A 25,571-nucleotide genomic window follows, 5' to 3' on the forward strand; every position below is an offset into this window, starting at 1 on the left:
CTACTAAATAACAATGCTATAAATCCCCAGAATCATCCAGTAAGCAAGCTACTATATTCGAATAAATAGGTGGAAATTTAGGGCCCTTTTCCGCCCTATGTATTTTCGACCTCTACTTGCCCTTCTGTCCTTGCTTCTGTGGCTTGGCCAGGCTTCAGCCCAAACGTTCCCGGCGGTGCCGGCAGCCCCGCCCACCAATCTTCAGGACCAGGCCCTGCGCGACTGGCTGCGGCAAAACTGGTACGACGGCAAACGCACCGTGCTGAGCTACTCGGCGGCCCGGGCCAAGATGTACAACTACGTCGACAACGACCAGAGCCGGGTGCAGTGCGTGTACTCGGGCTACGAGGAAGCGCGGCCGTTGAGCTTTTCCTCCACGAGCACCACCATGCAGAATATCAACTGCGAGCATACCGTGCCGCAGTCGTGGTTCAACGAAGTGGAGCGCATGCGTTCCGACATTCACCACCTGTTCCCGACGGTTATCCAGTGGAACTCGGACCGAGGCTCCGACCCGTTCGCGGAAATTCCGGATGCGCAAACAACCAAGTGGATTCGCCTGCTCGGCAGCCAGACGACGGTTCCCACGGCCAACATTGCGGAATACAGCGAAGACACGAACACGCAGTTCGAGCCGCGCGAAGACCACAAGGGCAACCTGGCCCGGGCCGTGTTTTACTTCTACACCGTGCATGCCGGCCAGACGTTCGACGCCGGCAAGGGCGTGCTTTCGGCCGTTGGCGACCCGGCCACGCTCTACCAGTGGCACCTGCAGGACCCCGTGGACGCCCGCGAGCAGGAGCGCAACCGCCGCGCCGCTGCCAGCCAGGGCAACTACAACCCCTACATCAACGACCCCTCCCTCGTGGCCCGCGCCTGGGGGTTTGTGGGTAGCGGCACGCCTACCGTGCAGTTTGCCGCCGCCTCGGGCACCCAGGCCGAAGGCAACACCGGCACCTCCACCTACACGTTCACGGTGACCATGAGTGCCGCGCCCACCGCGGACGTAACGGTTGAGGTAGCCGTGGATGCTACCGGCTCCACGGCCACCGCCGGCTCCGATTACACCTTCTCCTCGCCGCAAACCCTGAGCTTCGGCCCGGCGCTGCCCACCTCGCAAAGCGTTACCGTAACGGTACTCGGCGACGCCACCGTGGAGCCCAACGAAGTGCTGCGCCTGCGCCTGCAGGGCCTTACCGGTCCGGCTACGCTTGGCTCCCCTGCAATCCACGACTTGTCGATTGCCAACGATGATGCTTCCACGACCACACCCACCCTGGCTTTTGCCACGGCCAGCGGCACCCGGGACGAAGGCAACACGGGCTCAACCAGCTATACCGTAACTGTAAACCTAACGCCCGCTGCTGCCACTACCGTAACCGTACCGGTTGAAGTAGACGCCACCAACACCACCGCCGACGCCGCCGATTACACCCTCAGCAACACCTCCCTCAGCTTTAGCGCGGGCGCTACCAGCCGTACCTTCACTTTAACGGTACTCGGCGACGCCACCGTGGAGCCCGATGAAGTGCTCCGCCTGCGCCTGGGTACCCCCAGCGGCGGCGGAGCCATGGTGGGTTCGGCAAGCACCCACACCCTTACCATTCGCAACGACGACGTGGCCAGCGGCGGGGGCGCCCTCAGCTGCGGCGGGCTGTATTTCTCCGAATACATAGAGTCGACGAGCGGCAGCAACAAGGCCGTGGAAATCTATAACCCCTCCGACGAGCCCGTGAATCTGGCGGGCTACCGGGTGCAGCTATTTGCTAACGGGGCCACCCTCGCCACCTCCACCTTAAACCTGACCGGTACGCTGGGCGGGCGCGAAGTCTACGTCGTCATCAACAACCAATCGACCGACCAAAACTTCCTCGACCAAGGCGATGCTATTTCCGGCGTCACCAATTTCAACGGCGACGACGCCCTGGTGCTGGCCTACAACGGGCAAGCCATTGATGTAATTGGCGTGCCTGGCACCGACCCCGGCACCGGCTGGACGGTGTCCGGCGGCTCTACCGCCGATTTCACTTTACGCCGTGCCGCTTACATCAGGCAGGGCAGCACCGACTGGACCCGCGCCAGCGCCACTTGGGAAGCGGCGGGCGCTAACGTTTACACCGACCTGGGTGCCCACACCGCCAACGAATGCCGCACGGGCCCGCTGCCGGTGGTGCTAACCAGTTTCCTGGTTCGCCGGGAGCAACCCCAGCGAGTCGCCGTAACCTGGCAAACAGCAGAGGAGCAGCAAAACGCGGGCTTCGTGGTCGAGAAATCCGTGGATGGCCGCCATTACAAGGCGGCATCTGAGCTGCTGCCGGGCTCCAGCGGTACCCAGCTCCGCACCTACCGCTGGCACGATGCCTTCGCCGGAGCGGCTTATTACCGCCTACGTCAGCTTGATCTGAACGGTCAGGTTCACCTCTCGCAGCCCCAGTATGTTGCTGGTGGTGCGGCTGCGGCCCTGCAACTCTATCCCAATCCGGTTAACGGAGTGGTTACGCTGCTAGGGCTTCCAACCGAAGGCGCCGTTACATTAAGCCTGTATACCGCCCACGGGCAACTGGTGGCAGCTCATCATGGGTCTGAAGACCCTGCGGCTGCCACAAGCTGGCTGAATGCCGTGCTGGCTCGCTCGCCTTCTGGTACTCTTTACCTAAAAGCTGAATTTAGCGGGCAGTTGCAGCACATTCGCGTCCTGAAGCCGTAAGAACTGCCACTACTTAACTCGTAAACGCAAACGCGGGTAGCTGGGGTACGTACACACTTATGCACTACCACACCCGCCATGCAAACGCCCAAAACCCGCCGTCCAGTTCTCGTTGGCGCCCTTCTTGCGGCCGTAGCCGCCGGTGGCGCCGCATACGCCTACAGCCAGCGCCGTGCGCCGCTGGCCACGGTTCACCACGTAAACTTGTCGCGCTATGCGGGACTGTGGTACGAAATAGCCCGCCTGCCGCAATACTTCGAAAAGGGCTGCCATTACGTTACGGCTGAGTATCGCCCCTTGGCCGACGGCCGCCTGGAGGTAATTAATACCTGCCACAAAGGCGAGATACACGGTCCCGTGAAAAAGGCACGCGGCGTAGCTCGGGCTGTGGACCCTCAGACGAATGCCAAGCTAAAAGTCCAGTTCCAGTGGCCCTTCGAGGGCGACTACTGGATCCTGGCCCTCGACCCCGAATACCAGTTTGCCCTCGTAGGCTCACCCGACCGCAAAGGCCTTTGGATATTGAGCCGAACGCCGCACATGCCCTTATCCACCCGCCGCACCCTTGTTACTATGGCTCAGGGAAAAGGCTTTCCGGTCGATAAACTCATTTACACCGATCAGCCCGCCGGACCGTTGACGTAGCGAATGGTGAAGCATTATACTTTTTAGACTGCGTTTTAGCAATGCCTGACGCGCACGAGCTAAAACGCACGGTCATGCGCCTACCGGTTTTTCGGAAACCATACCGATCGGTTTTGGGGCGCTGCACGCCTGTTACTTTCGGGCAAGGCCGTAACTTGCCGCCATGATTACGCTGCAACCCGGCGACGCCGCCCCCAATTTTGAAGCCCTCGACCAACACGGCCACTCCATTCGTCTGGCCGACCTGCGCGGCCAGCGCGTAGCCCTCTACTTCTACCCCAAAGACGACACGCCCGGCTGCACCGCCCAGGCCTGTTCCCTGCGCGACAACGAGGCCCAGCTGAAAGCCGCTGGCGTAACCGTGCTCGGCGTGAGCACCGACGACGTGGCCTCGCACCAGCGCTTCGCCCAGAAATACGAGCTGCCCTTTTCCCTGCTCGCCGACCCCGAACGCAAACTGGTGGAAGCTTACGGCGTGTGGCAGGAAAAGAAAAACTACGGCAAAACCTACTGGGGCACCGTTCGCACCACGTTTCTCATCGACGCCGACGGCAAAATAGAGCGCGTTATCAAGCGACCCGATACCAAGGAACACGCGGCCCAGCTGTTAAAATAGCTTCATCCTGCCGGCGGTCCTGTTTTAGGCCCGCCGGTTTTGGTTTTGGTGGCCCCGCCCCGAATACCGAATTTTACCCCGGCTGGCTTCGGTCGGCCCTTCTCTCGCAACTCCTTTTTTCTTCATATGCATCATTACTCCCAACCCGTTGAGGCCAAGCAGGCCCCCGCAATCGAGTCGGTAGCCGAACTCAAGCAAATTGCCTCGCAGGTCCGCCGCGACATCGTGCGCATGGTACACGCCGTGAATTCCGGCCACCCCGGCGGCTCGCTCGGCTGCACCGATTTGCTGGTGGCTCTGTACTTCAAGGTGATGAAGCACACGCCGGCGCCCTTCGACATGAACGGCACCGACCAGGACCTGTTTTTCCTCTCGAACGGCCACATTTCGCCGGTTTTCTACTCGGTACTGGCCCGCTCGGGTTACTTCCCGGTAAGTGAGCTGAGCACCTTCCGCAAACTGAACTCGCGCTTGCAGGGCCACCCCGCCACCCACGAAGGCCTGCCGGGCGTACGCATTGCCTCGGGCTCGTTGGGCCAGGGCCTGAGCGTAGCCGCCGGTGCCGCCGAAGCCAAGCGCCTGAACAACGACGACCGCACCGTTTATGTGCTGATGGGCGACGGAGAACTGGAAGAAGGCCAGGTGTGGGAAGCCGCCATGTACGCCGCTCACCACAAGCTTGATAACATCATTGCCTTTGTGGACCGCAACGGTCAGCAGATCGACGGCTCGACCGACGAAATCGGTGGCTTGGGCGACCTGCGCGCCAAGTTCGAGGCATTTGGCTGGAGAGTATTGGAAGCCGACGGCAACCAGTTCGAAACCCTGCTGCCAGCTATTGAAGAAGCCCAATCGTTGCGCGGCCAGGGCAAGCCGGTAATGGTGCTGATGGACACCCAAATGGGCTTCGGCGTAGATTACATGATGGGCAGCCACAAATGGCACGGCGTGGCCCCGAACGACGAGCAGCTTGAGAAGGCTCTGCAGCAACTGGAAGTGGAGAAAAACTCCGACTACTAGGCGTGGATGAAGGAGTCCTTACTGAAATTGCTGGAGCCTCAATTCTACCCAGGAGTTGTAGCTACAATTTTGCCAGCAATAATTTTCCTCCCCGTCAAGGACATCTATGGCTTTGTGCCTAGCCTAATTACTGCCCTTATAACTTGCCTTACCGGAATGGGTATTGGCCAAGCAACAGTAAATAAGTCACCGAGTGTAAAATGGGCCACAATCGTCGGCACTTTTCTCGTGGGTATAGCAGCCATGTTAATCATAGCTGAATCTGCGAGTCCTGCTGAAGCTGCTCAACAATCCGAAGCAACCGAATAAATGAGATGCGCGTGGTCGAAGGTTTGCGGAGTGTTGATAGCCTTGCTGGCTATCAATGGGCAGTTGCGTGCCCAGCAAACCACTACCGACAAGCCCCGCACCACGCGCATTCTGTTTCTGCTCGATGCTTCGGGCTCCATGAATGCGCCGTGGGAAGGGCAGCCGCGCTGGAACGTAGCCAAGAACCTGCTGGCCAAAATGGTTGATTCGCTGAACGCCTACCCCAACCTGGAGTTGGGCTTGCGGGCCTACGGTCATCAGCACCCGAATACCGAGAACAATTGCGAGGATTCCAAGCTGGAAGTGGCGTTTGCGCGTAAAAACGCGGCGGCCATCAAGCAGAAACTGGGTACCCTAAAGCCGCAGGGCAACACGCCCATTACCTACTCGCTGCTGCAGTCGGCCGGGGACTTTCCGGCCGATAAGACGGCGCGTAACGTGCTCATTCTGATTACCGACGGTTTGGAGTCGTGCAAGGGCGACCCATGCGCTACGGCTGTGGCCTTGCAGCGCAAGCACGTGTTCCTGAAGCCGTTCGTTATCGGCATCGGGGCCGAGCGGGAGTTCGGCAAGCAGCTGGAATGCCTGGGTCAGTATTACAACGCGGCCGACGTTAAGACTTTCCGCACCATTCTTAACGACGTCATTAACCAAACCCTGGCCAAAACCACGGTAGCGGTAAACCTAACGGATGAGAACGGCCGGCCGGTAGAGTCGAACGTGAACATGTCGTTCATCAACAACGTGACCGAGCAGGTGGAGTATAATTACGTGCACTACCGCGACGCCAAAGGCCAAGCCGACGTGCTGGATGTGGACGCGCTGCAGAGCTACGACCTCGTGATTAACACCGTGCCCCCGGTGCGGCAGGCCAACCTGCCTATTAAGCCGGGCCGGGCCAACGTGCTTACCTACAAAACGCCGCAGGGCACGCTTAACCTGCAAAACCCGCAGCTTACGCCCAACCCCTACGGCACGGTGCAGGCGGTGGTGCGCGCCCAGGGCAATCCGGTCACCGTGGTGGCCCGCGGTTTCGGGGCCAAGCAAAAGCTGCTGGCCGGCAATTACGAAGTGGAGATTCTGACGCTGCCGCGCATCGTGCGCCGCATCAGCATCAAACAAGGCCAGGAAACGGTGGTAACGTATGATGCCCCCGGCACGCTCAACATCATCAGCGACCTGAAAGGCTACGGCAGTATTTACCGCCTCAACCAAGACGACTCGCAAACCTGGGTGTACACAATGCCCGAAGGCGGCAGCAGCAAAATCAACCTGCCCATGCAGCCGGGCACTTACCGTTTGGTTTTCCGCACCGCCACCGCCACCGGCAGCCAGTTCACCGATGTGCGCCCGTTCACCATTCGGAGCGGTCAGACCACGTCCGTCAGCATTTTCGGGAAATGAGCCAGCTTCACGCCTTCTTCCAAAACAAATCTTCTTCCTCAGACGAGGAGCGGACGCCACAGCTTTTGGCTGAGGCTGGGGTGGTTGTGTCGTCCGCGCAATCTGGTGGTATTGAACTCGGTAGCACTAATAAAAACCTGCAGCGTTATCAGGAAGACGGGTTTACAGTAGTTGAAACCGTTTATACCGCTTCCGAAATCAGTGCTATGCTCGCCGCCATCGAGCAGGCCGAAAGCCAAGGCGGCAACTTCCGGCGCACCACCGACCTGTTTGCCATTCGCAACTTAATGCAGGAGGTGCCCGAGCTTCTGCCATTGATTTGGAACCGTCGTTTTACCGATCTGCTACACGCGTTGCTGCCGGCTCCGTACCACTTGGTTAAGGCTATCTATTTCGATAAGCCGCCTCAGTCGAATTGGGTGGTGGCCTGGCATCAGGACTTGATGGTGGCCGTTGACCGCCGCGCCGACGTGCCGGGTTTTGGCCCTTGGAACGCCCGGCCCGAAGGAGTAAACGTGCAGCCTACGCGCGAGTACCTCGAAAACATTTGCACCCTGCGCATTCACCTCGATGCCTGCGACGCCGGCAACGGTGCCCTGCGGGCAGTGCCCGGTTCGCATTTGCACGGCGCCATTCCAGCCACTGAGCTGTCGGCATACACACCCGGCGCGGTGGTTTGCGACGCACCAGCTGGTGGCGTAATGCTCATGAAACCGCTAACGCTGCACGCCTCACACCGCAGCACCGATGCTCGCCCGCGCCGCGTGATTCACCTCGAATTTTCTTCTTTAACTCTTCCGGCCGGTTTGCGCTGGCGCGAAGCACTGCCCGCGCTGGAAAGCGCCTTTTCCGGCTAGTCCTCCTCGAAAACTCTCTCCATTTCATACATGAAAGATTTCCCTTACACCGAATCGAAAGATACCCGTTCGGGTTTCGGCGCCGGCTTGCACGAGCTGGGCAAAACCAACCCCAACGTGGTAGCACTGTGTGCCGACCTAACCGGCTCGCTCAAAATGGACGCCTTTAAAAAGGATTTCCCCGAGCGTTTCTTCCAGGTGGGCATTGCCGAAGCCAACATGATGGGCATGGCTGCGGGCATGACCATTGGCGGTAAAATTCCCTTCACGGGCACCTTCGCCAACTTCAGCACCGGCCGCGTGTACGACCAAATTCGGCAGAGCATTGCTTACTCGGGCAAAAACGTGAAGATCTGCGCTTCGCACGCCGGCGTTACGCTGGGCGAAGACGGCGCTACGCACCAAATTCTGGAAGACGTGGGCATGATGAAGATGCTGCCCCACATGTGCGTCATTAACCCCTGCGACTTCAACCAAACCAAAGCCGCCACCATTGCCATTGCAGATTACGAGGGCCCGGTGTACCTGCGCTTTGGCCGCCCGGTAGTGCCCAACTTCACTGCTGCGGACCAGAAGTTCGAAATCGGCAAGGCTGTGATGTTGAACGAAGGCACCGACGTGAGCATTTTCGCCACCGGCCATTTGGTGTGGAAGGCTATTTTGGCCGGCAAACTGCTGGAAGAGAAAGGCATTAATGCTGAAATCATCAACATCCACACCATCAAGCCGCTTGACGCCGAGGCCATCCTCGCTTCGGCCCGCAAAACCCGCTGCGTGGTAACGGCCGAAGAGCACCAGATGAACGGCGGCCTCGGCGACTCGGTGGCCCAGTTGCTGGCCCGCCACGAACCCTTGCCCCTGGAAATGGTAGCCATCGACGACTCATTCGGCGAAAGCGGCACGCCCGACCAGCTGATGGAGAAATACGGCCTGAACGAAGCCGCCATTGTGAAAGCCGTGGAAGCGGTAATGGCGCGTCGGAAGTAACTGCTTCGCTTAATGTAAACGGCCGGCGCCTCCTGTCTCAGGAAGTGCCGGCCGTTTTCTTGGGAAGTATGTACGCTTGGGGCTAGTCAACGAACTGGCGGCGCAGCTTTTCGCTGGCGTCGCGCAGGCCGGCGGTCCAGGAAGGGCCCGCTCCTTCGGCAAACAAATCCTTGCCGGGAATGCCCAGGCGCCAGCGCACGGTTTTGTTGTTTTCGGGGTTCGTGCCTTCTTCGCGCAGGTACACGTCGGCGGCTACTATGTCCTGCCGAAAGCGCATTACGCGACGGAGTTCGGTTTCTACCTGGTTTACCAGCGCGGGGCTTTCAGAAAAGCCCACGGTCTGCAAATCCACTTTGATGTTATCGATATTGTACTGCATCGGTCTTGGGAATGAGAAGGTGAAGCAGCCACGTTACGCAACTGCGTGCGGCCTGCGGGTATTTTTACGTACGGGAACAACCGGCATCGGTTTTTGGCGCACCTCTGCCGCTGGCCTCCGAACAGCGCTGCTAGGCGTTGCGGGCCTGGTTCTGCTGTTGTCTCAACAAGCCCACGCTCAGCGCCCCGATTCCACGGTACTACACTACACGGGCCAGCTTACGGGCGCCCTTTCGGCTGGCGGGGTGTACCGCACGCTGCTAACTACTTCGCATGCGCTCAACGTGTCGCGGGGGCTGCATTTCGGCCTTCCGCTCACGGGTACGTTCACGTTCGGCAAGCAAGAACGCCGACTGAAAGAACGGGAACTGACGTTTAATGCCACGCCGTATTACTGGAAAGGCCGGTTTCGGGCGTATGGCCTGGGCGGTTACGAGCGCAGCAACCTGCGCGGCATCGATTACCGCGTGCAGGTGGGCGCGGGCCCCGGCTGGGCCTTGTACACCGATTCGTTGGGCCAGCGCGAAATAGCCCTGAGCAATTTGCTCATTCGAGAAGCCACGTACTTCACCGACGGCAGCCAACGTGTGGTTACGCGCAGCTCCTTGCGTCTGAAGCTGTTCTACACACACCGGCTGTTTACCCTGAGTGCCAACACCTTCTACCAACCTGCCCTGCCCACCGTATCGGACTTCCGCGTGAGCCAGCTCACCACGTTGGCCCTGCGCCTTACGCGCCGCCTCGCGGTGAACTTCACCAGCAACTACACCCACGAAAGCCGGGTGCTGGCCGGCAAAAACCCCGACAACTACAACCTAACGGTAGGGCTTTCTTACACCAACACCAAGTAAACGCAAACCGCCGCCCGGCTGCACAACGGCAACCAGGCGGCGGATCCATAGGGCCTCTGCTGGCAATTACTGTTTACTGCCGCAGTCGGCGCAAAAGCGTTGTTCGGGTTTCATGGCTACGCCGCAATCCACGCAGAACTTGTCTTTGGCCTGTGCTACCGCGTTTGGGGTGCCGCACTCGGGGCAGAATTTCTGGCTAGGATTCAGCTTGGCATTGCAGCTTTTGCACTGCACAATGCCGGCGCGGTTAGTAAAATCCAGCGCCGTGGTGTAGTCCTGGGCCCGGGTCTTCTCCTGAATCTGCTCTCGAGCGGCCTGGGCTTGCTGAGCGGCCAGTTCCTCGTGCTCGTCGGGGGCGCAGGTTTCGCAGAGGCCGGCTTTGCTGTTCCAGCACACATCGGGGCACACCCACTGGCCGCAGCGGTTGCACTGGTTAAAGTGCTGCTTGCCCTCAGCCACGGCTTTTTCCAGGGCTTCGTCGTGGGCTTTGCCACCAATAGCGCGCTGCACGTGGTAGGCCGCGTTACCGGCCTGCGAAAAGTAACCGCCGAACAAGCTGCCGGCCGCACGCACCAACTCGCTGGCAATGCCCACGGCATTCGGCTGAAACCGCGACATGTGGCCGTTGCGGCATTTGTCGCAGTAAAACTTAAACTGAAAGCCTTTGTCGGTGGAGAGGTCGTCGTGGTTAGCTACGAACTGGATCAGGTTGCTCACGGTAGTTGGGCAGATGAATTTGGGTGTAAATATCACATTCTGCCGCTTCTAGGCGCAATAGCACATAGATGTGAGGCAAATCAGCATGCAGACCTAATAACACGCATGATTACAATTTCTAAATTAATTATCACCTAACATTGTTAAACTATATGCAGCAATAATATTTACCGTTATAAAGTATACCATTGCAAATAATACCATTAACCATATTTTTGTTTAAATCCATTTTCAAAGTCGTTAGTGCATAAAAATAATTTACTACAATGATTATTTACTTTTTCTCGCCTTTTCTCTTGCTTCTATCAATAAACTATCCAAATCATTGCGTTTCAATAGTCTTCCATTTACAACAACCATATTTATTTTTCTTGTGTTGGAAATATTCTCTAATGGATTTGCATCCAGCAAAACCAGATCTGCAAGCTTGCGTTCTTCTACTGTCCCCAAATCCTTATGTTTCTTCAAAAAAGTTGCTGGATTAATTGTAGCAGTACGCAATGCTTCTGCGGGTGATAAGCCACCTTCAACGAACCAATAAAGCTCATCGTGTAACGACATCCCCGGTGTGCCTATGTCTTCAAATTGGGTTCCTGCAAGAAGCGGCACACCTCTTTTGCTTCCTTGCAGAGCAAAGTATACTTGTGGCGAGGCTGCTTTTGACCTTGCAGCTGATATTTGGCTCATTTCCTGCTGCATGAGGGCAAGCTGCTTTTTTTGGGCAGGTAATCGGAACTGGTTTCTTGAAGAATCCCCTATTTCAAATTTTACCTTTGAAGGCATGTGACCAGCAAAATTAGTGCAGATCCAGGTGTTGTTATTTTTTAGCGTATTTACAAGAGTATAGAAGTAAGCAGTATCTACTGCACCTAAGGATGGTAGAACACGGTTATAAAATTCAGGTACTGAAACAAAGCGCATACTATCCGCTTCTGAGAACTGAAAGAGCTTTTTTCTTCCTTTTGAAGCTACCCGCCACAGGTCGGATGGATGTGTAAAACCATCGACTCCATCCTCTGAGGCTTGGATCCAGTCACCTGAAAAACGTGCAAGCACTTTTATCCCTTTTTGATGAGCTCTATTCGTAATAGCTTGCAAAATAGACCGGTTTAATATAGTCCGTATATCAATTACATCTGCTCCATAAAAAATCATTGAATCAACTGCGTGCTCTGCCTCAACTATAGAGTTAACCAACAGAGATTTTGCCATGTTTTCCGATTGAAACGGAATACGGTCTATTAGTGTTTTACCCGACAGATATATTCTGGGTGCAAGGCTATTTTCTTTTATCAGGTTATATCTAAAAGCAAATATTTCCTTCAGCGTTTGTGTTGGCTTCAAGTCACGTACGGAAGTAACTCCGTTGGCAAGTAATAAATTAAACGCGGGGGCACCTGCATATTCATAATTTAAAACTTCTGCATTAAAGTCGCATAAGCCTGGCATCATAAACTTCCCAGTGGCATCTATTACCACAGCCTCAGGATGGGTTATAGACTTTGTACTTATCTTTTTTATTCGCTGGCCTACAATGAGTAAGTGTCGGTTTTTTAATGCTGTACCTTTTTTCACATCTATTATCGTCAGATTCTTAAAAACTATCGGACGTTGTTGGGCAAAGAGTTGCAAGGGCAATAGCAACATGAACAAGTACTTCATAAGCGTCTTAAGTTTTTATGCTGTGCGACTAGTTACCGTTAACATCTGCATTAGCGCTACTCTGGGCCTGCGCGAATTAGCACCTCCCCTTAGTGTACAGAGGTTGGTAATGACAATCTAACTACGTCGACTACATTGTCGCTACATAGAGCGTGTTGGGGATTGAGGGGAACACAAAAACGAGCACGTGAGGTGAATAGGGTTGTCCAGGCCTTATCAATAAGGTTGAGTGCTTCCAACCGCTCACGGACGCGCAGTGGCAAGGTAAGCGCCCGTGGCTGCGGGGCCACGCAAACGGCGCCTGTGCTTGCGCCAGGTCGTCAATGCCTTGCGCTACATCTGCCGCACGGGTTGCCGGTGGCGCGGCCTGCCGGCCGGTTTCCCGACGTGGACGGCGGTGCACTATTACTACCGCCGTTGGCAGCAAGACGGCACGCTGCCGCGCCTGAACCGGGCCCTGACGCAAGACGACCGCATCCGGCACGGGGGCGCCCCGACGCCGGCCGTGCTGTGCCTCGACAGCCGGAGCGTCAAGCTCGCCCCGCGCATCTCCGAGGCCCGCGGGCTCGACGCGCCCAAACGGGTGAACGGGCGCAAGCGGCAGCTGCCGGTGGACACCGGCGGCCGGGTGTGGGCGTGCCGCGCACCCGGCCGCGCACTAGCACGAGGGCAGCGGCGCCGCCCCGCTGCTGGTCGAACGCCGGCCGTGGGGGCCGCGCTTGCAGGCGATTGTGACCGACCAAGCCTACCGCGGCCGCTTCACCGAAGGGCTGCTGGCGCGCGGGCTGCGACACGAGCTGGCCAGCCGCCCGCCGTCTACCTGGGGCTTCGCGCCCGTGGCCCGGCGCTAGGTCGTCGAGCGGACCTTCGCCTGGCTCACCTGCTGCCGACGCCTCGTCGTCGACTACGAGCACCTGCCCGACAGCCATGCTACCTGGACGTTGTGGGCTAACGTCTCACTCTGCTTGAATCACATCACCTAATTTCCCAACACGTTCTTAAAGGGGCAATAACATGATTATGTGATGGGGCTTAAACCAATTTGACATCACGGTCCTGCTTTAATAATAAAAGCTACGCTTGTCAATAGATTTAGATGATACATAACTAAGGCTTAAGAATATTATTCATTAAATTTTAACATAATATATTTGCGTCCAGAAACTTTTTTTTAATAAATCATGAATATTTAAGAATATTTCAATGCAAATTCTATTGTATCGAAAGTTCGTTTATAACACCTTTTTTATCGAAGATAAAATTATAGAACAAAGTGCCATTCTTAAAATCTACCATAAATGTATGCCTGACACCAGATTTTTCTCTTACAGTATAAACACATTCGATATTATTAACACCCCCGTAGTAACTAATTTTTCTCTTATAATCAGTCAAAGCAAGTGTCAATTTCTGAAAAAAATGCGTCTCAAACAACGAACCATCAGGTTTACCCTCCTCAAGCTGCATAAGAATTGATGTCACACTCGAGTCGTCACAAGGCTTATTAATCATACTAGAACTATTTGTTTCCTCACCCAAGTAAAAAGACGCAATCTGTTTTGCAAATGCATTCGGACTAAAAACAGGACGATAAGTAAGGTTAGTAAGCAGCAATACACTTAATTTATCATCTGGAAACTTTGTAATGGAAGTCCCTGTAAAACCACTATGATAAACAACATTCCTTCCCCGAAAGCGACCAAGCTCCCAGCCGTATCCATACGAAGCATCCGCGTTAAACAATGTTCGTTCATCAACCAATGAGGAGACAACCCTATTATCTTTAACAGTAGCTGGCGTCCACATCAATTGATATGTTTTTCTCTTTAACAATTTATTATTATTAATAGCCACATCGTACTTTACCATGTCTTCAATTGTTGTTCCTATGTCTCCAAAGTGCGGACCCATGCTAATTTGACGAAAATTATTGATCAAAATTCTCCCTTCTTTGCTTTTATAATAACTCACTGAACGACCTTCCACCACTTCTACGGGATTTAATATCCTTGTTTTACTCATCCCGAGTGGAACAAAAATATTTTCATTAATAAAATCCGGATAATAATATCCTGAAGCTTTTTCAAAAATTCTTTGCAAAATAAAAAATCCAGCATCACTATATAAGAACTGCTGCGAAACAGGATTAATTAATTCTTGTTTTCTAATATATTTATAAATATTTTCACTGGTATATCGATCAAATCCCCTGCCGTTAACATTCTCCAATGGATCATCCCCTAAACCGGATGTATGGGATAAAAGGTGTTTGATTTTAACATTCTTCCATGAAGCAGGAATAGAGTCCAAATATTTATATACAGGATCTTCAAGACTTAACTTACTTTGCTCATGCAGCATCATGATACATGTAGCAATAATTTGTTTGTCAATCGATGCTAGTGGAAAAACAGTTTTTGTCGTAACCGGCACAGCATGATCAAGGCTTGCGTAACCATAGGCTTTCATCTGTATTACCTCGTTATTCTTAATAACCGCAAATACCAAACCAGGAATACCCTTCTGCTTCATTTCTTTCTCTACAAATGCCTCCACTCTCTCAGCACGCCCGGTTTGGGCCCACACCGGACGCCAAAGGCATATCATACTAATCGCACAAATAATTAAATGTTTCATTTTACAAGGACATTATCGTTGATCCAAACATTATGTTCAATTTCACCTTATCCGCTGCTAAAATTTTCATGTACCGACAAAATTTAATGTTAATATACATTTTTCCAGTACACATATATCATAAACACTATTAATTTCATACACCCGAACTACAAACAAATTTCGGCCCCGTATTAAACTCTGCCCCTCCGCCAGCGTCTAACCTTCACGCCATCCGCCTCCACCTACTCCCCTAGCCTGCTTGGAAGACCAGGAGATACTCGCCCTGTTCGGCGACCCCAGCTCACGCAACCTCGCCTTTAACCAACTGGTGCGCAAGTACCAGAGCAAGGTGTATTGGCACGTGCGCAAAATGGTGGTCGACCACGACGACGCCGACGACCTAGTGCAGGAAGTCTTCATAAAGGTGTGGAAGCACCTGGAAAACTTTCGGCAGGACGCTTCGCTTTACACCTGGATCTACCGCATTGCCACCAACGAGTGCCTGAACTTCCTGCAAAGCAAGCGGCGCAAGTTTTTCCTGCCCATTAACGACGTAAGCGCCGAGCTGGCCGAAAAGCTGGAAGCCGATGAGAACCTGGCCGGCGACGCCGTGGAGCTGAAGCTGCAGCAAGCCATACTGCGCCTGCCCGACAAGCAGCGCCTGGTGTTTAACCTGCGCTACTACGACGAGATGCCCTACGAGCAGATGGCGGAAGTAACCGGTACCAGCGTGGGCGCTCTGAAAGCTTCCTACCATCACGCTGCCAAGAAGATAGAACAGTACGTAAACGAAGCCACCGATTAAACTTCGCGGCCCCAGCCGCCTCTAATGGATATGAAAACACCTTTTCGTTTGGACGACCACCCACGGCGCCCCCAGCCGCTGGCCCCGCCGCCCGACGCGTACTTCGATAAGCTCCCGCTGCGCATTATGCAGCGCGTGCAGCCCGCCGAAACCACTCCCGCCTTCGGGTGGCTGCTGGCTTTATCGGCACCGCTACGCACGGCCCTGGCTTCGGTGGTGCTCCTGCTGGGTTTTGTGGGCGCGTTCTGGCTTACGGGCGCCCCCCAACGGGTGTCTCGTCCGGTGGCTGAGGCTGCCCCCGCAGCTTCGGCGTCGCAGGTGCTGGCGCAGGTTCCGCAGGCCGAAGTGGCGCAGTATCTGCTTTCCGACGCCGCTCCCCAACTCGCCCTCCTCGACCTGGCCGAAACCTCCGTGGCCGACCAGGATCTGACCCACGCGTTTCTTCCGGGCTCGGCCGACGATATTCGCGCCGCCCTTGAAGACCAGCCCACCGAGGATATTTACCTATAAGTTTTCCTGCTCTTTCCCATGGCAATCCTTCCCATAAACAAACGTTTTTCCCCGGCTCATTTTGCGTGGGTATTCTTGCTCACGTTGCTGAGCCTGGGCCAGTCCGCTCAGGCCCAACGCCCCGCTGGCGGCGGGCACGGCGGCCCTCGCTCCGAGCGGCTGGAAGCGGCTCGCGTGGCGTACATCACCGAGAAGCTGGCCTTATCAACCGAACAGTCGCAGCGCTTCTGGCCGTTGTACAACGAATTCACCGACAAGCGTCGGGACCTGCGCAAGCAGGTGCGGGGTGAAATGCGCAATCAGGACATTACCGCCATGAGCGACAAAGAGCTGCGGGAATCCATGAACAAGCAGTTTACCATGCGCCAGAACGAGCTGAACCTGGAGAAAGACTACCTCGACAAGTTCCAGAAAGTAATTACCCTGCGCCAGGTGGCCCTGCTGTATCAGGCCGAGCGCGACTTTACCAAGGAGCTGCTTAAGCGCCTTAACGGCCGCCCGGCCCCAAACCCGACGGTAGAGCAGTAAGCCTTGTGTTCAACACTTAAAAAGCCCGCCTTCCGGCGGGCTTTTTTGTGAGTTATGCCGAGGCTTCGGCCCGGATGCCGGCAATTAGCGCCTGACTCTTTCAGCCGGCGGCGGTACTTTTGCCCCATGCTTACGCCCCGTCAACTCTTCCTCCGTCATCAGGCCCAAACTTCCGACACCCCGTTGCTGCTGGAAGTGGAGCGGGCCGAAGGCGTGTGGATGTACGGCCCCGAAGGACAGCGGTACCTCGACCTGATTTCGGGCATTGGCGTGAGTAACGTGGGCCACCGCCACCCGCGCGTGCTGGCCGCCATTCAAAACCAGCTCGATAAATACCTGCACCTGATGGTGTACGGTGAGCTGGTGCAGGCCCCTCCGGCCGAACTGGCCCACGCCCTGCACCAAACCTTACCTCCGCACCTCGACAGCGTTTATTTGGTGAATTCGGGTACCGAAGCGGTAGAAGGCGCGCTGAAACTGGCTAAGCGCCATACCGGCCGCACCGAACTCATCAGCTGCCACAATGCCTACCACGGCTCTACGCACGGCGCCTTGTCGGTAACGGGCTCCGAGAACTTCAAGCGCAGCTACCGCCCCTTGCTGCCCGACGTGCGCCACATCCACTACAACAATGTGGCGGACCTAAACCAGATAACCGAGCGCACGGCCGCCGTTATTGTGGAAACGGTGCAGGGCGAAGCCGGTATTCGGGTGCCCGAAAACGACTACCTGCGCCACCTGCGCCGCCGCTGCGACGAAGTGGGCGCGTTGCTTATCCTCGACGAAATTCAGTGTGGTTTCGGGCGCACCGGTACTTTCTGGGCTTTCGAGCAATTTGGCATTACGCCCGACATTCTACTGTGTGCCAAGGGCATGGGCGGCGGCATGCCCATCGGCGCTTTCATTGCGCGGCAGGAAATGATGCACGGGTTTAAATCGGCGCCCATGCTGGGGCACCTCACTACGTTTGGCGGGCACCCGGTATCGTGCGCGGCGTCGTTGGCTACGCTGCGCGTTATTCAGGAAGAAGGGTTATTGGCAGGGGTGGCGGCAAAAGCGGCGCGTTTCCGGCGGCAGTTGGTACATCCCGCCATTCGGGCCGTACGGGGCCTGGGCCTACTCATGGCCGTGGAATTCGATTCTTACGCCGTCCTGAAACCCATCATCGACCGCGCATTAGCCCACGAAGGAGTGCTGACGGACTGGTTTCTGTTCTGCGACAACTCCCTGCGGCTGGCGCCGCCACTTACCATCAGCGAATTGGAAATTGACTGGGCCTGCGCGGCTTTGCTGCGCGCCATTGAACACGAAACCGGGCTTAAACAACAATAGCGCGGTCTGAAAAGGCGGCGCTATCGTTACAATGTCAGCCGGCGAAGGAACACACCGGCGGGCTGGCGTATGGAACTTACAAACCGGCGCCGTGGGCGGGGTAGCTAGTGTTCTGGTAGTTTAGGAAAGACTCCGATTCGGTTTTGATTTGCTCGCGGGGAAGTCCATCGCGCACGCCAATCGAAATTTTGCGAACGAGCACGCCCACAATGGCTTTGCGGAAACCCAGCTTCTCGGCCATGTCGATGCAAAAGTCCATTTCGTTGTCGTCCACCACGCCGTCGGCCAGCATCATGTCCACCAGGTCGAAAATCTGATCGAACCGCTCGGAGTCGTTGTCGGGCACCGTTAACACGGCTTGGCTGGAGTTGGCCACCACACCGCGTACATCGTTGGCATTCAGTCCGTTTTTCTTGCCCACTGCTACCAGAAAGTTCATTTCGCGCTCGTCGATGTGGCCATCGACGCGGGCCAGGGAAGCCAGGTTCTGGATGTGGCTACGAACTTTTTTACTTTGCTCGCTTTCGAAGAAACCAAACATAGATCGGGCGGGGAAAAACGGTGAAGAGGAAGGATGCAGGACGATACCGGGGTAGCACGGGTTGTTAAGCCGCTAAAGGCCCCGGCAGACGATGTTAAGATATCTTTTCGCCCACGAGTTTCAATACGCGATTCGCAAAAAAACTGCCAGCTTATCGACCATATTTCCACGGAATGAGCTTGCTCACCCGGTTTTACCGATAACAAAATACCGGTCTAATCAGCCTGAGCCGTTGCATTAGCCTAAGAATGTATAAAACGACTGGGGTACTGTTAAGGGCATTGTGCTACCACTTGACTTAGCAGCAAGCTTAAGCTGCTACCGCGGGCAGCGCATTCATTTTGCCGCCTCTACCGCTCGTTGATGATTTGTTGGAACGCAGCCTCGGGATGCAGCCACTCGTAAGCTGGGTCACGACGCAGCCAGGTGAGTTGCCGCTTGGCATAGCGGCGAGTATTGCGCTTGAGTAGACGCACAGCCTCGGGATAATCATATGCACCGTCGAGATACCCGAATAGCTCCTGGTACCCTACGGTTTGCAAGGCCTGGGCTTGGCGGTAGGGCAGCAGACGGCGTACTTCCTCCAATAAGCCCTGCTCCAGCATCAGGTCTACTCGCCTATCGATGCGTTGGTACAGCTCTTCTCTTTCGCGGCTTAGGGCAATTTTACGTACCTGAAAGGGCCGGGCTGCCTTGGGCACGCTGCCATGAAAGCTGCTGAAAGGTTGGCCGGTACTCATTGTTACCTCCAAAGCCCGGAGCACCCGCACGTGATTCTGCCGGTCGATGCGGGCATAGCTCACCGGATCTAGATCAGCCAATTGGGTCAATAAGGCAGGCAAACCCTGCTCTTCGAGTTGCTGCTGCAAGGCGGCGCGCACGGCAGCATCGGCGGGCGGCAGTTCGTCGAACCCATCGGTAACAGCCTGCAGGTATAGCCCCGAGCCGCCGGTTAATATCACCACGCGGTGTCGTTGGAAAAGTTGATTCAGCAACGCCAGGCAATCGGCTTCGTAACGGCCGGCGCTGTAATCATCTGTTACCGAGTGGGAATCGACGAAGTGGTGCGGAACGCCCTCCATTTCGGCGGGCGTGGGCTTGGCCGTGCCAATGCTCATCTCCCGAAAAAACTGCCGTGCATCGGCCGATACCACTTCGGTTTTGAAGTGCTGAGCCAGCTGCACACAGAGTGCAGTTTTGCCCACGGCCGTGGGGCCGGCTACGGTAAGCAGCAGCGGTTGGTCGGAAGAAAGGCTCATGGGGAAACGGGTTCAGCGGATACAGGCCACAGGCTGGCGTACAGGCGCAGCAGCTCGGTTTCTTCGTGCTGCCAGTTTAGCTCGGTGCGCGCCCGGAGGCAATTGGCGGCCAGCTCGGCGTAGCGCGCCCGGTCGTCGCGCAGGAGGCGATTGAGGGCGGTGGCCAAGGCAGCGGGCGTTAACTCGGGCACTACTTCGGCTACGTGGTAGGTATTGTTGAGGTGGCGGTATTCGGGAAAGTCGGAAATCAGCTGCGGCACGCCCGCGTGCAGGTAGTCGAAAAACTTATTAGCCAGGGAGTAATAGTAACTCAGTCCCAGGTTTTCGAGCACGCTGATGCCCACAGCGGCGCCCTGAGTTACCCGACGCAGCTCGGCCGGCAATACAAATCCGCGGAATTCCACCTTCCCGCTTTCCAGCAGCCCCAGTTCTGCGGCCCGGCTCCGCAACGCCTCCGACAGGTCGCCTTCGCCGCAGAGCACCAACCGACCCGCCACCGCGGGCATGGCCTCCAGTAATGCCTCAAGGCCCCGGCCGGCGTTAAGGGCTCCTTGGTAAAGAATGTAGCCGGTGCCGGTCACTGCGGCGTTCGGGGTTTCGTGCTGCAGCACGCTAATGTTGCGCACGGTGCCAAACGACCGGCCGTAGCGCTGCTCAAACAACTGAGCCAGTGCCGGGCCCACCGTATACGCCAGCGTGGCGCGCGGCACTATAAACCGCTCCACGGCCAGCCACAACCGCCTGATGGCAGGCCGCGCCGCCACCTCGGGCACTTCGGTAAACAATTCGTGGGCATCGTACACGAAGGGCCGCCCGGCCAGGCGGGCGCGCAGCCAGGTGGGCAAGGCCGCATCGAGGTCGGCGCAGCCGTAAGCGTCCCAGCCGCGCTGGCCCAGCAGGTACAGCAGCAGGCGCAGGTTAAACTCGAGGTAAAACAGCTTGCCCTTGCTAAACCAGCAGCGCAGCCGGTGTTGTTCGAAGGCTTGCGACGTGAGCGGCCGGGAGCTGGGCCATTCCCGCCCCACCAGCCGCACGCGGTAGCCCCGGCGCGCCAACGACCCGCAAATGCGCTGCATGCGCTGGTCGTAATTCAGGTCGGTGGTAACGGCGAAAAGGAGGCGGCGCACGTAGTAAGAGAAGTCGTTTTGTTGGCAATGCCGAACGCAACGTTGTTTTCGGGTTATTTTTGACAAATTTAGACGTAAAACCTGCCGCCGCGTTTGGTTGGCAGATCCTGGCCGGCACCGCACCCCCCGGACAGCTAATGCTGCGCATGGCTACCCCAACTGCACTGGAACCTGCGGCTACCGAAGCCGCTACCTACCGCGCCTTGTTCGACAACGCGTACGACGCCCTGCTGCTCTACGACGAGCGCGGCCACCTGGTCGATTGCAACCACACGGCCGTTCAGCTGTTGGGCACCACCCGCCCCTTGCTGCTGGCGGCCGGCTTAATGGGCTTTGTTCGGCCCGATGCTGCCGCCCGCAAGCAACCCACCTGGCTAACCGAAAATGATTTGCTGGAAGCCGTGGTGCACACGGCGCACACCGGCGAATCGTCGGCCTGCTGGTGGTACGGGCAGCGCGCCAACCGCACGGTGGTAGACGGCTGGCTGACGCTGCACCGATTTGAGTCGCCGGCCGGGCGCCGCGTGCAGCTTACCCTACGCGACGTAACCCAGCACCCGCAAGCCGGAACCTCGCCAAACGAAGCCGTGCAGCTGCAGGCCCAGGTACAGGAGCACACCTCGCGGCAGCTGCGCGACGTGCTCAGCCGGGCCAACCTCTGCTATCTGCTGCTCGACGAGGAAGCCCGGGTGGTGGATTTCAACGACTACTTCGCCCACCTCACCGGCTACTCCCGCGACGAGCTGTTAGGCATGGATTATTTCGAGGTATTTGCGCCTCCCATGGAGCGTGAGCCGCGGCGCTATTCCTTTAAAAAAGCGTGGCAGGAAGGTCGGCTGCAGGATTTCTTCGAGCGTTCCTTGCACTCCCGCGGGGGCAAGCAGCACACGCTGTACTGGTACTCCGAATTCGACCGCGACGCCTCCGGTGCGCCTACCGGCGTGCTGTTTGTGGGCCGCGACCTGAGCGAAGGCCAGGTGGTGCAGCGCGTGATTACCGACAACCGCACCCGCCTGCAGGACTTCCTCGACAATGCCCACGACCTGATTCAGAACCTGAGCATCGACAACCACTTCCTGTTCGTGAACAAGGCGTGGAAAGAGAAGCTGGGTTACGACGACGACGAGGTGCCCAACCTCACCCTTTCCGACGTAGTGCACCCCTACTACAAGGCCAAGCTGATGTACCAGCTGCGCAACTTGTACAAGGGCGAAAAGGTGAACAAGCTGGAAACGGTGTTTCTTACCAAAACCGGCAAGCCGGTGCACCTGATCGGCTCTATCAACTGCTCCTGGGACGACGGCGAACCGGTGAGCACCCGCGCCATACTGCACGACATCACGGACCGCATCAAGGCCGAGCGTTTGCAGAAGGTGTACTACAGCATTGCCAACCTGGCCATCAGCTCCAAGGACCTGCATTCCTTGTACGGCGCCATTCACCGGGAGCTGAGCAAGATCATCGAAACCAACAACTTCTACATTGCCCTGACCGACGAGAACCGCACGCAGCTGCAGTTCGTGTATTTCATCGATCAGAATACGCAATACGAGAAGGGCACCACCGCCCGGCCGTTTTCCACGGGTGTCTCGGAGTACATCATTCGCACGGGCAAGCCGCAGTTCCTACTTAAGCCCGACCTGCAGGCCCTCATTGCCGACGGTACCATTACGGCGTACGGACTGATGCCGGAAGTCATGCTCTGCTCCCCGCTGAGCGTGGGTGACCGGATCATCGGCGTTATCACGGTGCAGGATTACGCCCGCCCCGATGTGTACGCCCCCGGCGACCTGGAAATCCTGCACTTCATTTCGAACCAGGTGGCGCTGGCTATTGAGCGGAAGCGCAACGAGGTGCAGATTAACAAGCAGAACGCGCGCCTGAACGCCATTTTCGAAAGCGGCACCCACTTGATGTGGTCCGTGGACATGAAGTCGCGCCTCACCTCGTTTAACCGCAACTACGCCGCCTATTTCCTGCGCCGCAACGGCGTACACCCTTCGCTGAACGTGAACCTCTGGCAAGCCGACCTGGCCATGATGGAGGAAGACGCGCGTCAGCTGTTCGTGGAAAATTACAGCAAGGCGTTTGAGGGCGTACCGCAGCGCTTTGAGGTGCGCCTGCGCGACGTGCGGGGGCAAGACACCTGGCGCGAAATCTACCTGAACCCGATTTACCTCGACGACGGTACGTTCGAGGAAATTTCCGGCATTGCCCACGACATCACCGACAAAAAACGCGGGCAGTTGGAGCTGGCGGCGCAGGAGGAGAAATTCCGCGCCATTTTCGAGTCGTTCCAGGACGTGTACTACCGCACCGATGGCAAAGGCGTGCTGACCCTGGTGAGCCCCTCCGTGCTGGATATGTTGGGCTACACGCCCGATGAGGTAACCGGCACCCCCATTGCCAACTTTTACCTTAACCCCGCCGAGCGCGAAGGCCTGCTGAGCGCCGTACGGGAACACGGCGAAGCGCGTAACTACGAAGTAGCCATGCGCCACAAAGACGGCCACGCCGTGAGCGTGCTGGTAAACGCGCGCATGGTGCAGGACGGCCCTGCGGGCACTGAGGGCATTGGGCGCGACATTACCGAGCTCAAGAAAATGCAGGACGATTTGCGCCGCGCCAAAGACGAGGCCGAAGCCGCTCTGCACGCCAAAACGCAGTTTTTGGCCAACATGAGTCACGAGCTACGCACGCCCATGAACGGCATCATTGGCATGATCGACCTGCTTCACCAAACGGTGGCCTCGGAAGAGCAGGAAGAATATGTGGACACCCTGCGCAAATCCTCGGACGCGCTGCTGGCCATCCTGAACGACATTCTGGACCTCTCGAAAATCCAAGCCGGCAAAATGGCGCTCAGCGTGGAAGGCATGGACCTGCACTACACGCTGGAGAAAATCCACTCGCTGTTTGCCAACCGCGCTACCCAGAAAAACCTGCGTTTTACCTACCGCGTGGCCGAAAACGTGCCGCGGTTTATTCTGATGGACGAAATGCGCCTGCTGCAGGTGCTTTCCAACCTTACCTCTAACGCCATTAAGTTCACGGCGCAGGGCACGGTAAGCATCATCGTATCAGGTACTCCCGACGACCACGGCAACTGGATCATCCGCTTCGCGGTGCAGGACTCGGGCATTGGTATTTCGGAGGAAAACGAAAAGCTGCTCTTCACCAACTTCACCCAGCTCGACACCACTCCCACCAAGTCGTTTGGTGGTACAGGACTGGGACTGGCCATCAGCAAGCAGCTCACCGAACTCATGGGCGGCACCATCGGGCTGTACTCGAACACCGGTGAAGGGTCCACGTTCTGGTTTACCATCAGCTGCCAGGTAGCCCACAACAAGGAGGACATTCTGCGCGAGCGGCAAGCCTCGCGCGACCGGGCCCCGGAAATCCTACGGTTCGAAGACGCGCCCAAAGTCCTGCTCGTCGACGACAACCCCATTAACCAGAAGGTCGCCATTCGCCTGCTCGACAAGCTGGGCTGCGAAACCGACCTGGCCAGCGACGGTTTCGAGGCCATTGGCAAAGCCACCAGCGGCAAGCACTACGACCTCATCTTCATGGACATTCAGATGCCCGAAATGGATGGCATCACGGCCATGCGCGAAATCCGCCGCCGTTTGGGCCCAGTATGCCCGCCGGTGGTAGCCATGACGGCCTATTCCATGAAGGAAGACGCCGAGCGGTTCGTGAACGAGGGCATGGACGACTACGTGGCCAAACCGGTAAAAAGTGCCGACCTGTTTGCCGTGCTGCGTCGTTGGCGGCCCACCCCGCGCTTGGTTACCACTGGCCCGGCGGTTGCCGAGCCGCATGAGCTACAACCCGCTCCAGCGGCGGCCGGTACCCCCGCACCCACCGAGGCCGAGGCTACCGAGCAAGACACCCGGCCCATTATCGATACCGAAACCATGGAGCAGCTGCGTCAGCTCGGCGGGGCCGACTTTGCCGCCGGATTATATGCCGATTTCGAACAGGAAGCCACCCCGCTGCTGCAAGAGGCCGAGGAATTGGTAAACAACAGCAAGTTCACCGATATTCTGCCTCACCTCCACCAACTGAAGGGAACCGGCTTTACCTTAGGCCTAACGCGCCTGGCCGAGCAGGCCAAGCACCTCGAACACGAACTCAAACAGGGCCGTATCGAGGACACGCCGCGGGACTTTCAGGTGCTAATGCGTTATTTCGCACAATTCAAGGCCGAATATCCCGGCTTTACCAACGCTTCCTAACCGAAGCTTTTCCTTCGTCATACTCCGCGCACTCTCCTCCTTCTCCAAACCCTAATAACTGGCCTTCAGACATGTCCGATTCTAAAACCATTCTGATTGCGGAGGATAGCTCCGTAATTCTGAACCTTACCAAGAAAATTCTGGAGCTCCAGAAGTACCGCATTGTGTCGGCCAAAAACGGCGGGGAAGTGGTAAAACAGCTCGAAGCCCAGCCCATCGACTGCATTTTGCTCGACATCAACATTCCGATTAAAGACGGCATGACGGTAGCCCGCGAAATTCGTCAGCACGACACCGAGAGCATCCGCAAGGTGCCCATCATTGCCATTACCGGCAACGCCAACAACTACTCGATGGACGATTTCCGCGAGGCCGGCATTACCGACTATCTGCCCAAGCCGCTCGATTTCGACGCCCTCGTGCGCACCGTGAAGCAGCACATTGGGTAAGTTA

The 25,571-nt window shown here is 56.8% G+C and carries 22 protein-coding genes and 1 pseudogene; 16 read left to right on the forward strand and 7 right to left on the reverse strand.

Annotated elements, in window-relative coordinates; translation table 11 throughout:
- Positions 1-130: 130 nt before the first annotated feature.
- The 7 genes from ABD903_RS11870 (at position 131) to ABD903_RS11900 (ending at position 8,545) form a co-directional block, all read left to right on the forward strand.
- The gene (locus ABD903_RS11870) at positions 131-2,707 is read left to right on the forward strand and encodes an endonuclease (protein WP_345224466.1); all 2,577 of its coding nucleotides are present in this window, start codon (positions 131-133) and stop codon (positions 2,705-2,707) included.
- Positions 2,708-2,785: 78 nt separating this feature from the next.
- A complete protein-coding gene (locus tag ABD903_RS11875) occupies positions 2,786-3,352 on the forward strand; it encodes a lipocalin family protein (RefSeq protein WP_345224468.1) in 567 nt (188 codons plus the stop codon).
- 166 nt (positions 3,353-3,518) lie between these two features.
- A complete protein-coding gene (gene bcp, locus ABD903_RS11880; protein ID WP_345224674.1) occupies positions 3,519-3,968 on the forward strand; it encodes a thioredoxin-dependent thiol peroxidase in 450 nt (149 codons plus the stop codon).
- A 126-nt stretch (positions 3,969-4,094) separates the two neighbouring features.
- Complete coding sequence (locus ABD903_RS11885) at positions 4,095-4,988, forward strand: transketolase (protein ID WP_345224470.1); 894 nt, start codon at positions 4,095-4,097, stop codon at positions 4,986-4,988.
- A 351-nt stretch (positions 4,989-5,339) separates the two neighbouring features.
- Entirely contained in the window at positions 5,340-6,701 is a 1,362-nt protein-coding gene (locus ABD903_RS11890; RefSeq protein ID WP_345224471.1) for a vWA domain-containing protein, read from the forward strand.
- Positions 6,698-7,558 (forward strand): phytanoyl-CoA dioxygenase family protein, encoded by an 861-nt coding sequence (locus ABD903_RS11895; RefSeq protein WP_345224473.1) that lies wholly within the window; start codon positions 6,698-6,700, stop codon positions 7,556-7,558. The genes ABD903_RS11890 and ABD903_RS11895 overlap by 4 nt, the downstream gene beginning before the upstream one ends.
- Before the next feature lie 30 nt (positions 7,559-7,588).
- Positions 7,589-8,545 (forward strand): transketolase family protein, encoded by a 957-nt coding sequence (locus ABD903_RS11900; protein WP_345224475.1) that lies wholly within the window; start codon positions 7,589-7,591, stop codon positions 8,543-8,545.
- An 82-nt stretch (positions 8,546-8,627) separates the two neighbouring features.
- On the opposite strand, the gene ABD903_RS11905 is transcribed toward ABD903_RS11900, so the two are convergent.
- Positions 8,628-8,924, reverse strand: coding sequence for an HPF/RaiA family ribosome-associated protein (locus tag ABD903_RS11905; RefSeq protein WP_345224477.1), 297 nt, complete (start codon positions 8,922-8,924; stop codon positions 8,628-8,630).
- A gap of 157 nt (positions 8,925-9,081) precedes the next feature.
- Here ABD903_RS11905 and ABD903_RS11910 point away from each other — a divergent pair, with 157 nt between their 5' ends.
- The gene (locus tag ABD903_RS11910; protein ID WP_345224479.1) at positions 9,082-9,774 is read left to right on the forward strand and encodes a DUF481 domain-containing protein; all 693 of its coding nucleotides are present in this window, start codon (positions 9,082-9,084) and stop codon (positions 9,772-9,774) included.
- A gap of 66 nt (positions 9,775-9,840) precedes the next feature.
- Here the strand turns inward: ABD903_RS11910 and ABD903_RS11915 are convergent, their stop codons facing one another.
- On the reverse strand, positions 9,841-10,491 hold the full coding sequence (locus ABD903_RS11915; protein ID WP_345224481.1) for a double zinc ribbon domain-containing protein: 651 nt from the start codon (positions 10,489-10,491) through the stop codon (positions 9,841-9,843).
- A gap of 270 nt (positions 10,492-10,761) precedes the next feature.
- Positions 10,762-12,153, reverse strand: coding sequence for an amidohydrolase family protein (locus tag ABD903_RS11920; protein ID WP_345224483.1), 1,392 nt, complete (start codon positions 12,151-12,153; stop codon positions 10,762-10,764).
- 274 nt (positions 12,154-12,427) lie between these two features.
- Here ABD903_RS11920 and ABD903_RS23265 point away from each other — a divergent pair.
- Together ABD903_RS23265 and ABD903_RS11925 are read left to right on the forward strand one after the other, a co-directional pair.
- A pseudogene (locus ABD903_RS23265) lies at positions 12,428-12,589 on the forward strand (transposase); the annotation flags it as partial.
- Between the two features lie 283 nt (positions 12,590-12,872).
- Positions 12,873-13,004 carry a hypothetical protein gene (locus ABD903_RS11925; RefSeq protein WP_345224485.1) on the forward strand — a complete coding sequence of 44 codons (132 nt, stop codon included), beginning with the start codon at positions 12,873-12,875 and terminating at the stop codon, positions 13,002-13,004.
- 361 nt (positions 13,005-13,365) lie between these two features.
- On the opposite strand, the gene ABD903_RS11930 is transcribed toward ABD903_RS11925, so the two are convergent.
- Positions 13,366-14,790, reverse strand: a complete 1,425-nt coding sequence (locus tag ABD903_RS11930; RefSeq protein WP_345224486.1) for a serine hydrolase domain-containing protein — start codon at positions 14,788-14,790, stop codon at positions 13,366-13,368.
- Between the two features lie 241 nt (positions 14,791-15,031).
- Here ABD903_RS11930 and ABD903_RS11935 point away from each other — a divergent pair, with 241 nt between their 5' ends.
- The 4 genes from ABD903_RS11935 (at position 15,032) to ABD903_RS11950 (ending at position 17,947) form a co-directional block, all read left to right on the forward strand.
- A complete protein-coding gene (locus ABD903_RS11935) occupies positions 15,032-15,577 on the forward strand; it encodes an RNA polymerase sigma factor (RefSeq protein ID WP_345224488.1) in 546 nt (181 codons plus the stop codon).
- Between the two features lie 30 nt (positions 15,578-15,607).
- Positions 15,608-16,087 carry a hypothetical protein gene (locus ABD903_RS11940; protein WP_345224489.1) on the forward strand — a complete coding sequence of 160 codons (480 nt, stop codon included), beginning with the start codon at positions 15,608-15,610 and terminating at the stop codon, positions 16,085-16,087.
- An 18-nt stretch (positions 16,088-16,105) separates the two neighbouring features.
- A complete protein-coding gene (locus ABD903_RS11945) occupies positions 16,106-16,615 on the forward strand; it encodes a hypothetical protein (RefSeq protein ID WP_345224491.1) in 510 nt (169 codons plus the stop codon).
- Between the two features lie 126 nt (positions 16,616-16,741).
- On the forward strand, positions 16,742-17,947 hold the full coding sequence (locus ABD903_RS11950; RefSeq protein ID WP_345224493.1) for an aspartate aminotransferase family protein: 1,206 nt from the start codon (positions 16,742-16,744) through the stop codon (positions 17,945-17,947).
- A gap of 76 nt (positions 17,948-18,023) precedes the next feature.
- Here ABD903_RS11950 and ABD903_RS11955 read toward each other — a convergent pair whose 3' ends face one another.
- From ABD903_RS11955 to ABD903_RS11965, 3 genes are all read right to left on the reverse strand, one after another.
- Positions 18,024-18,488: a tellurite resistance TerB family protein gene (locus ABD903_RS11955; protein ID WP_345224495.1), complete on the reverse strand. Its 465-nt coding sequence runs from the start codon at positions 18,486-18,488 to the stop codon at positions 18,024-18,026.
- Positions 18,489-18,838: 350 nt separating this feature from the next.
- On the reverse strand, positions 18,839-19,747 hold the full coding sequence (gene miaA / locus ABD903_RS11960) for a tRNA (adenosine(37)-N6)-dimethylallyltransferase MiaA (RefSeq protein WP_345224497.1): 909 nt from the start codon (positions 19,745-19,747) through the stop codon (positions 18,839-18,841).
- Positions 19,744-20,874, reverse strand: a complete 1,131-nt coding sequence (locus tag ABD903_RS11965) for a glycosyltransferase family 4 protein (protein ID WP_345224498.1) — start codon at positions 20,872-20,874, stop codon at positions 19,744-19,746. Before ABD903_RS11965 ends, miaA begins: the two co-directional genes overlap by 4 nt.
- Positions 20,875-21,020: 146 nt before the next feature.
- Between ABD903_RS11965 and ABD903_RS11970 the strand changes: the two genes are divergently transcribed.
- Together ABD903_RS11970 and ABD903_RS11975 are read left to right on the forward strand one after the other, a co-directional pair.
- Positions 21,021-25,118: a PAS domain S-box protein gene (locus ABD903_RS11970; protein ID WP_345224500.1), complete on the forward strand. Its 4,098-nt coding sequence runs from the start codon at positions 21,021-21,023 to the stop codon at positions 25,116-25,118.
- Between the two features lie 71 nt (positions 25,119-25,189).
- A complete protein-coding gene (locus ABD903_RS11975; protein ID WP_345224502.1) occupies positions 25,190-25,567 on the forward strand; it encodes a response regulator in 378 nt (125 codons plus the stop codon).
- Positions 25,568-25,571: the final 4 nt, after the last annotated feature.

This window comes from Hymenobacter koreensis (assembly GCF_039541855.1).
Taxonomy (GTDB): Bacteria; Bacteroidota; Bacteroidia; order Cytophagales; family Hymenobacteraceae; genus Solirubrum; species Solirubrum koreensis.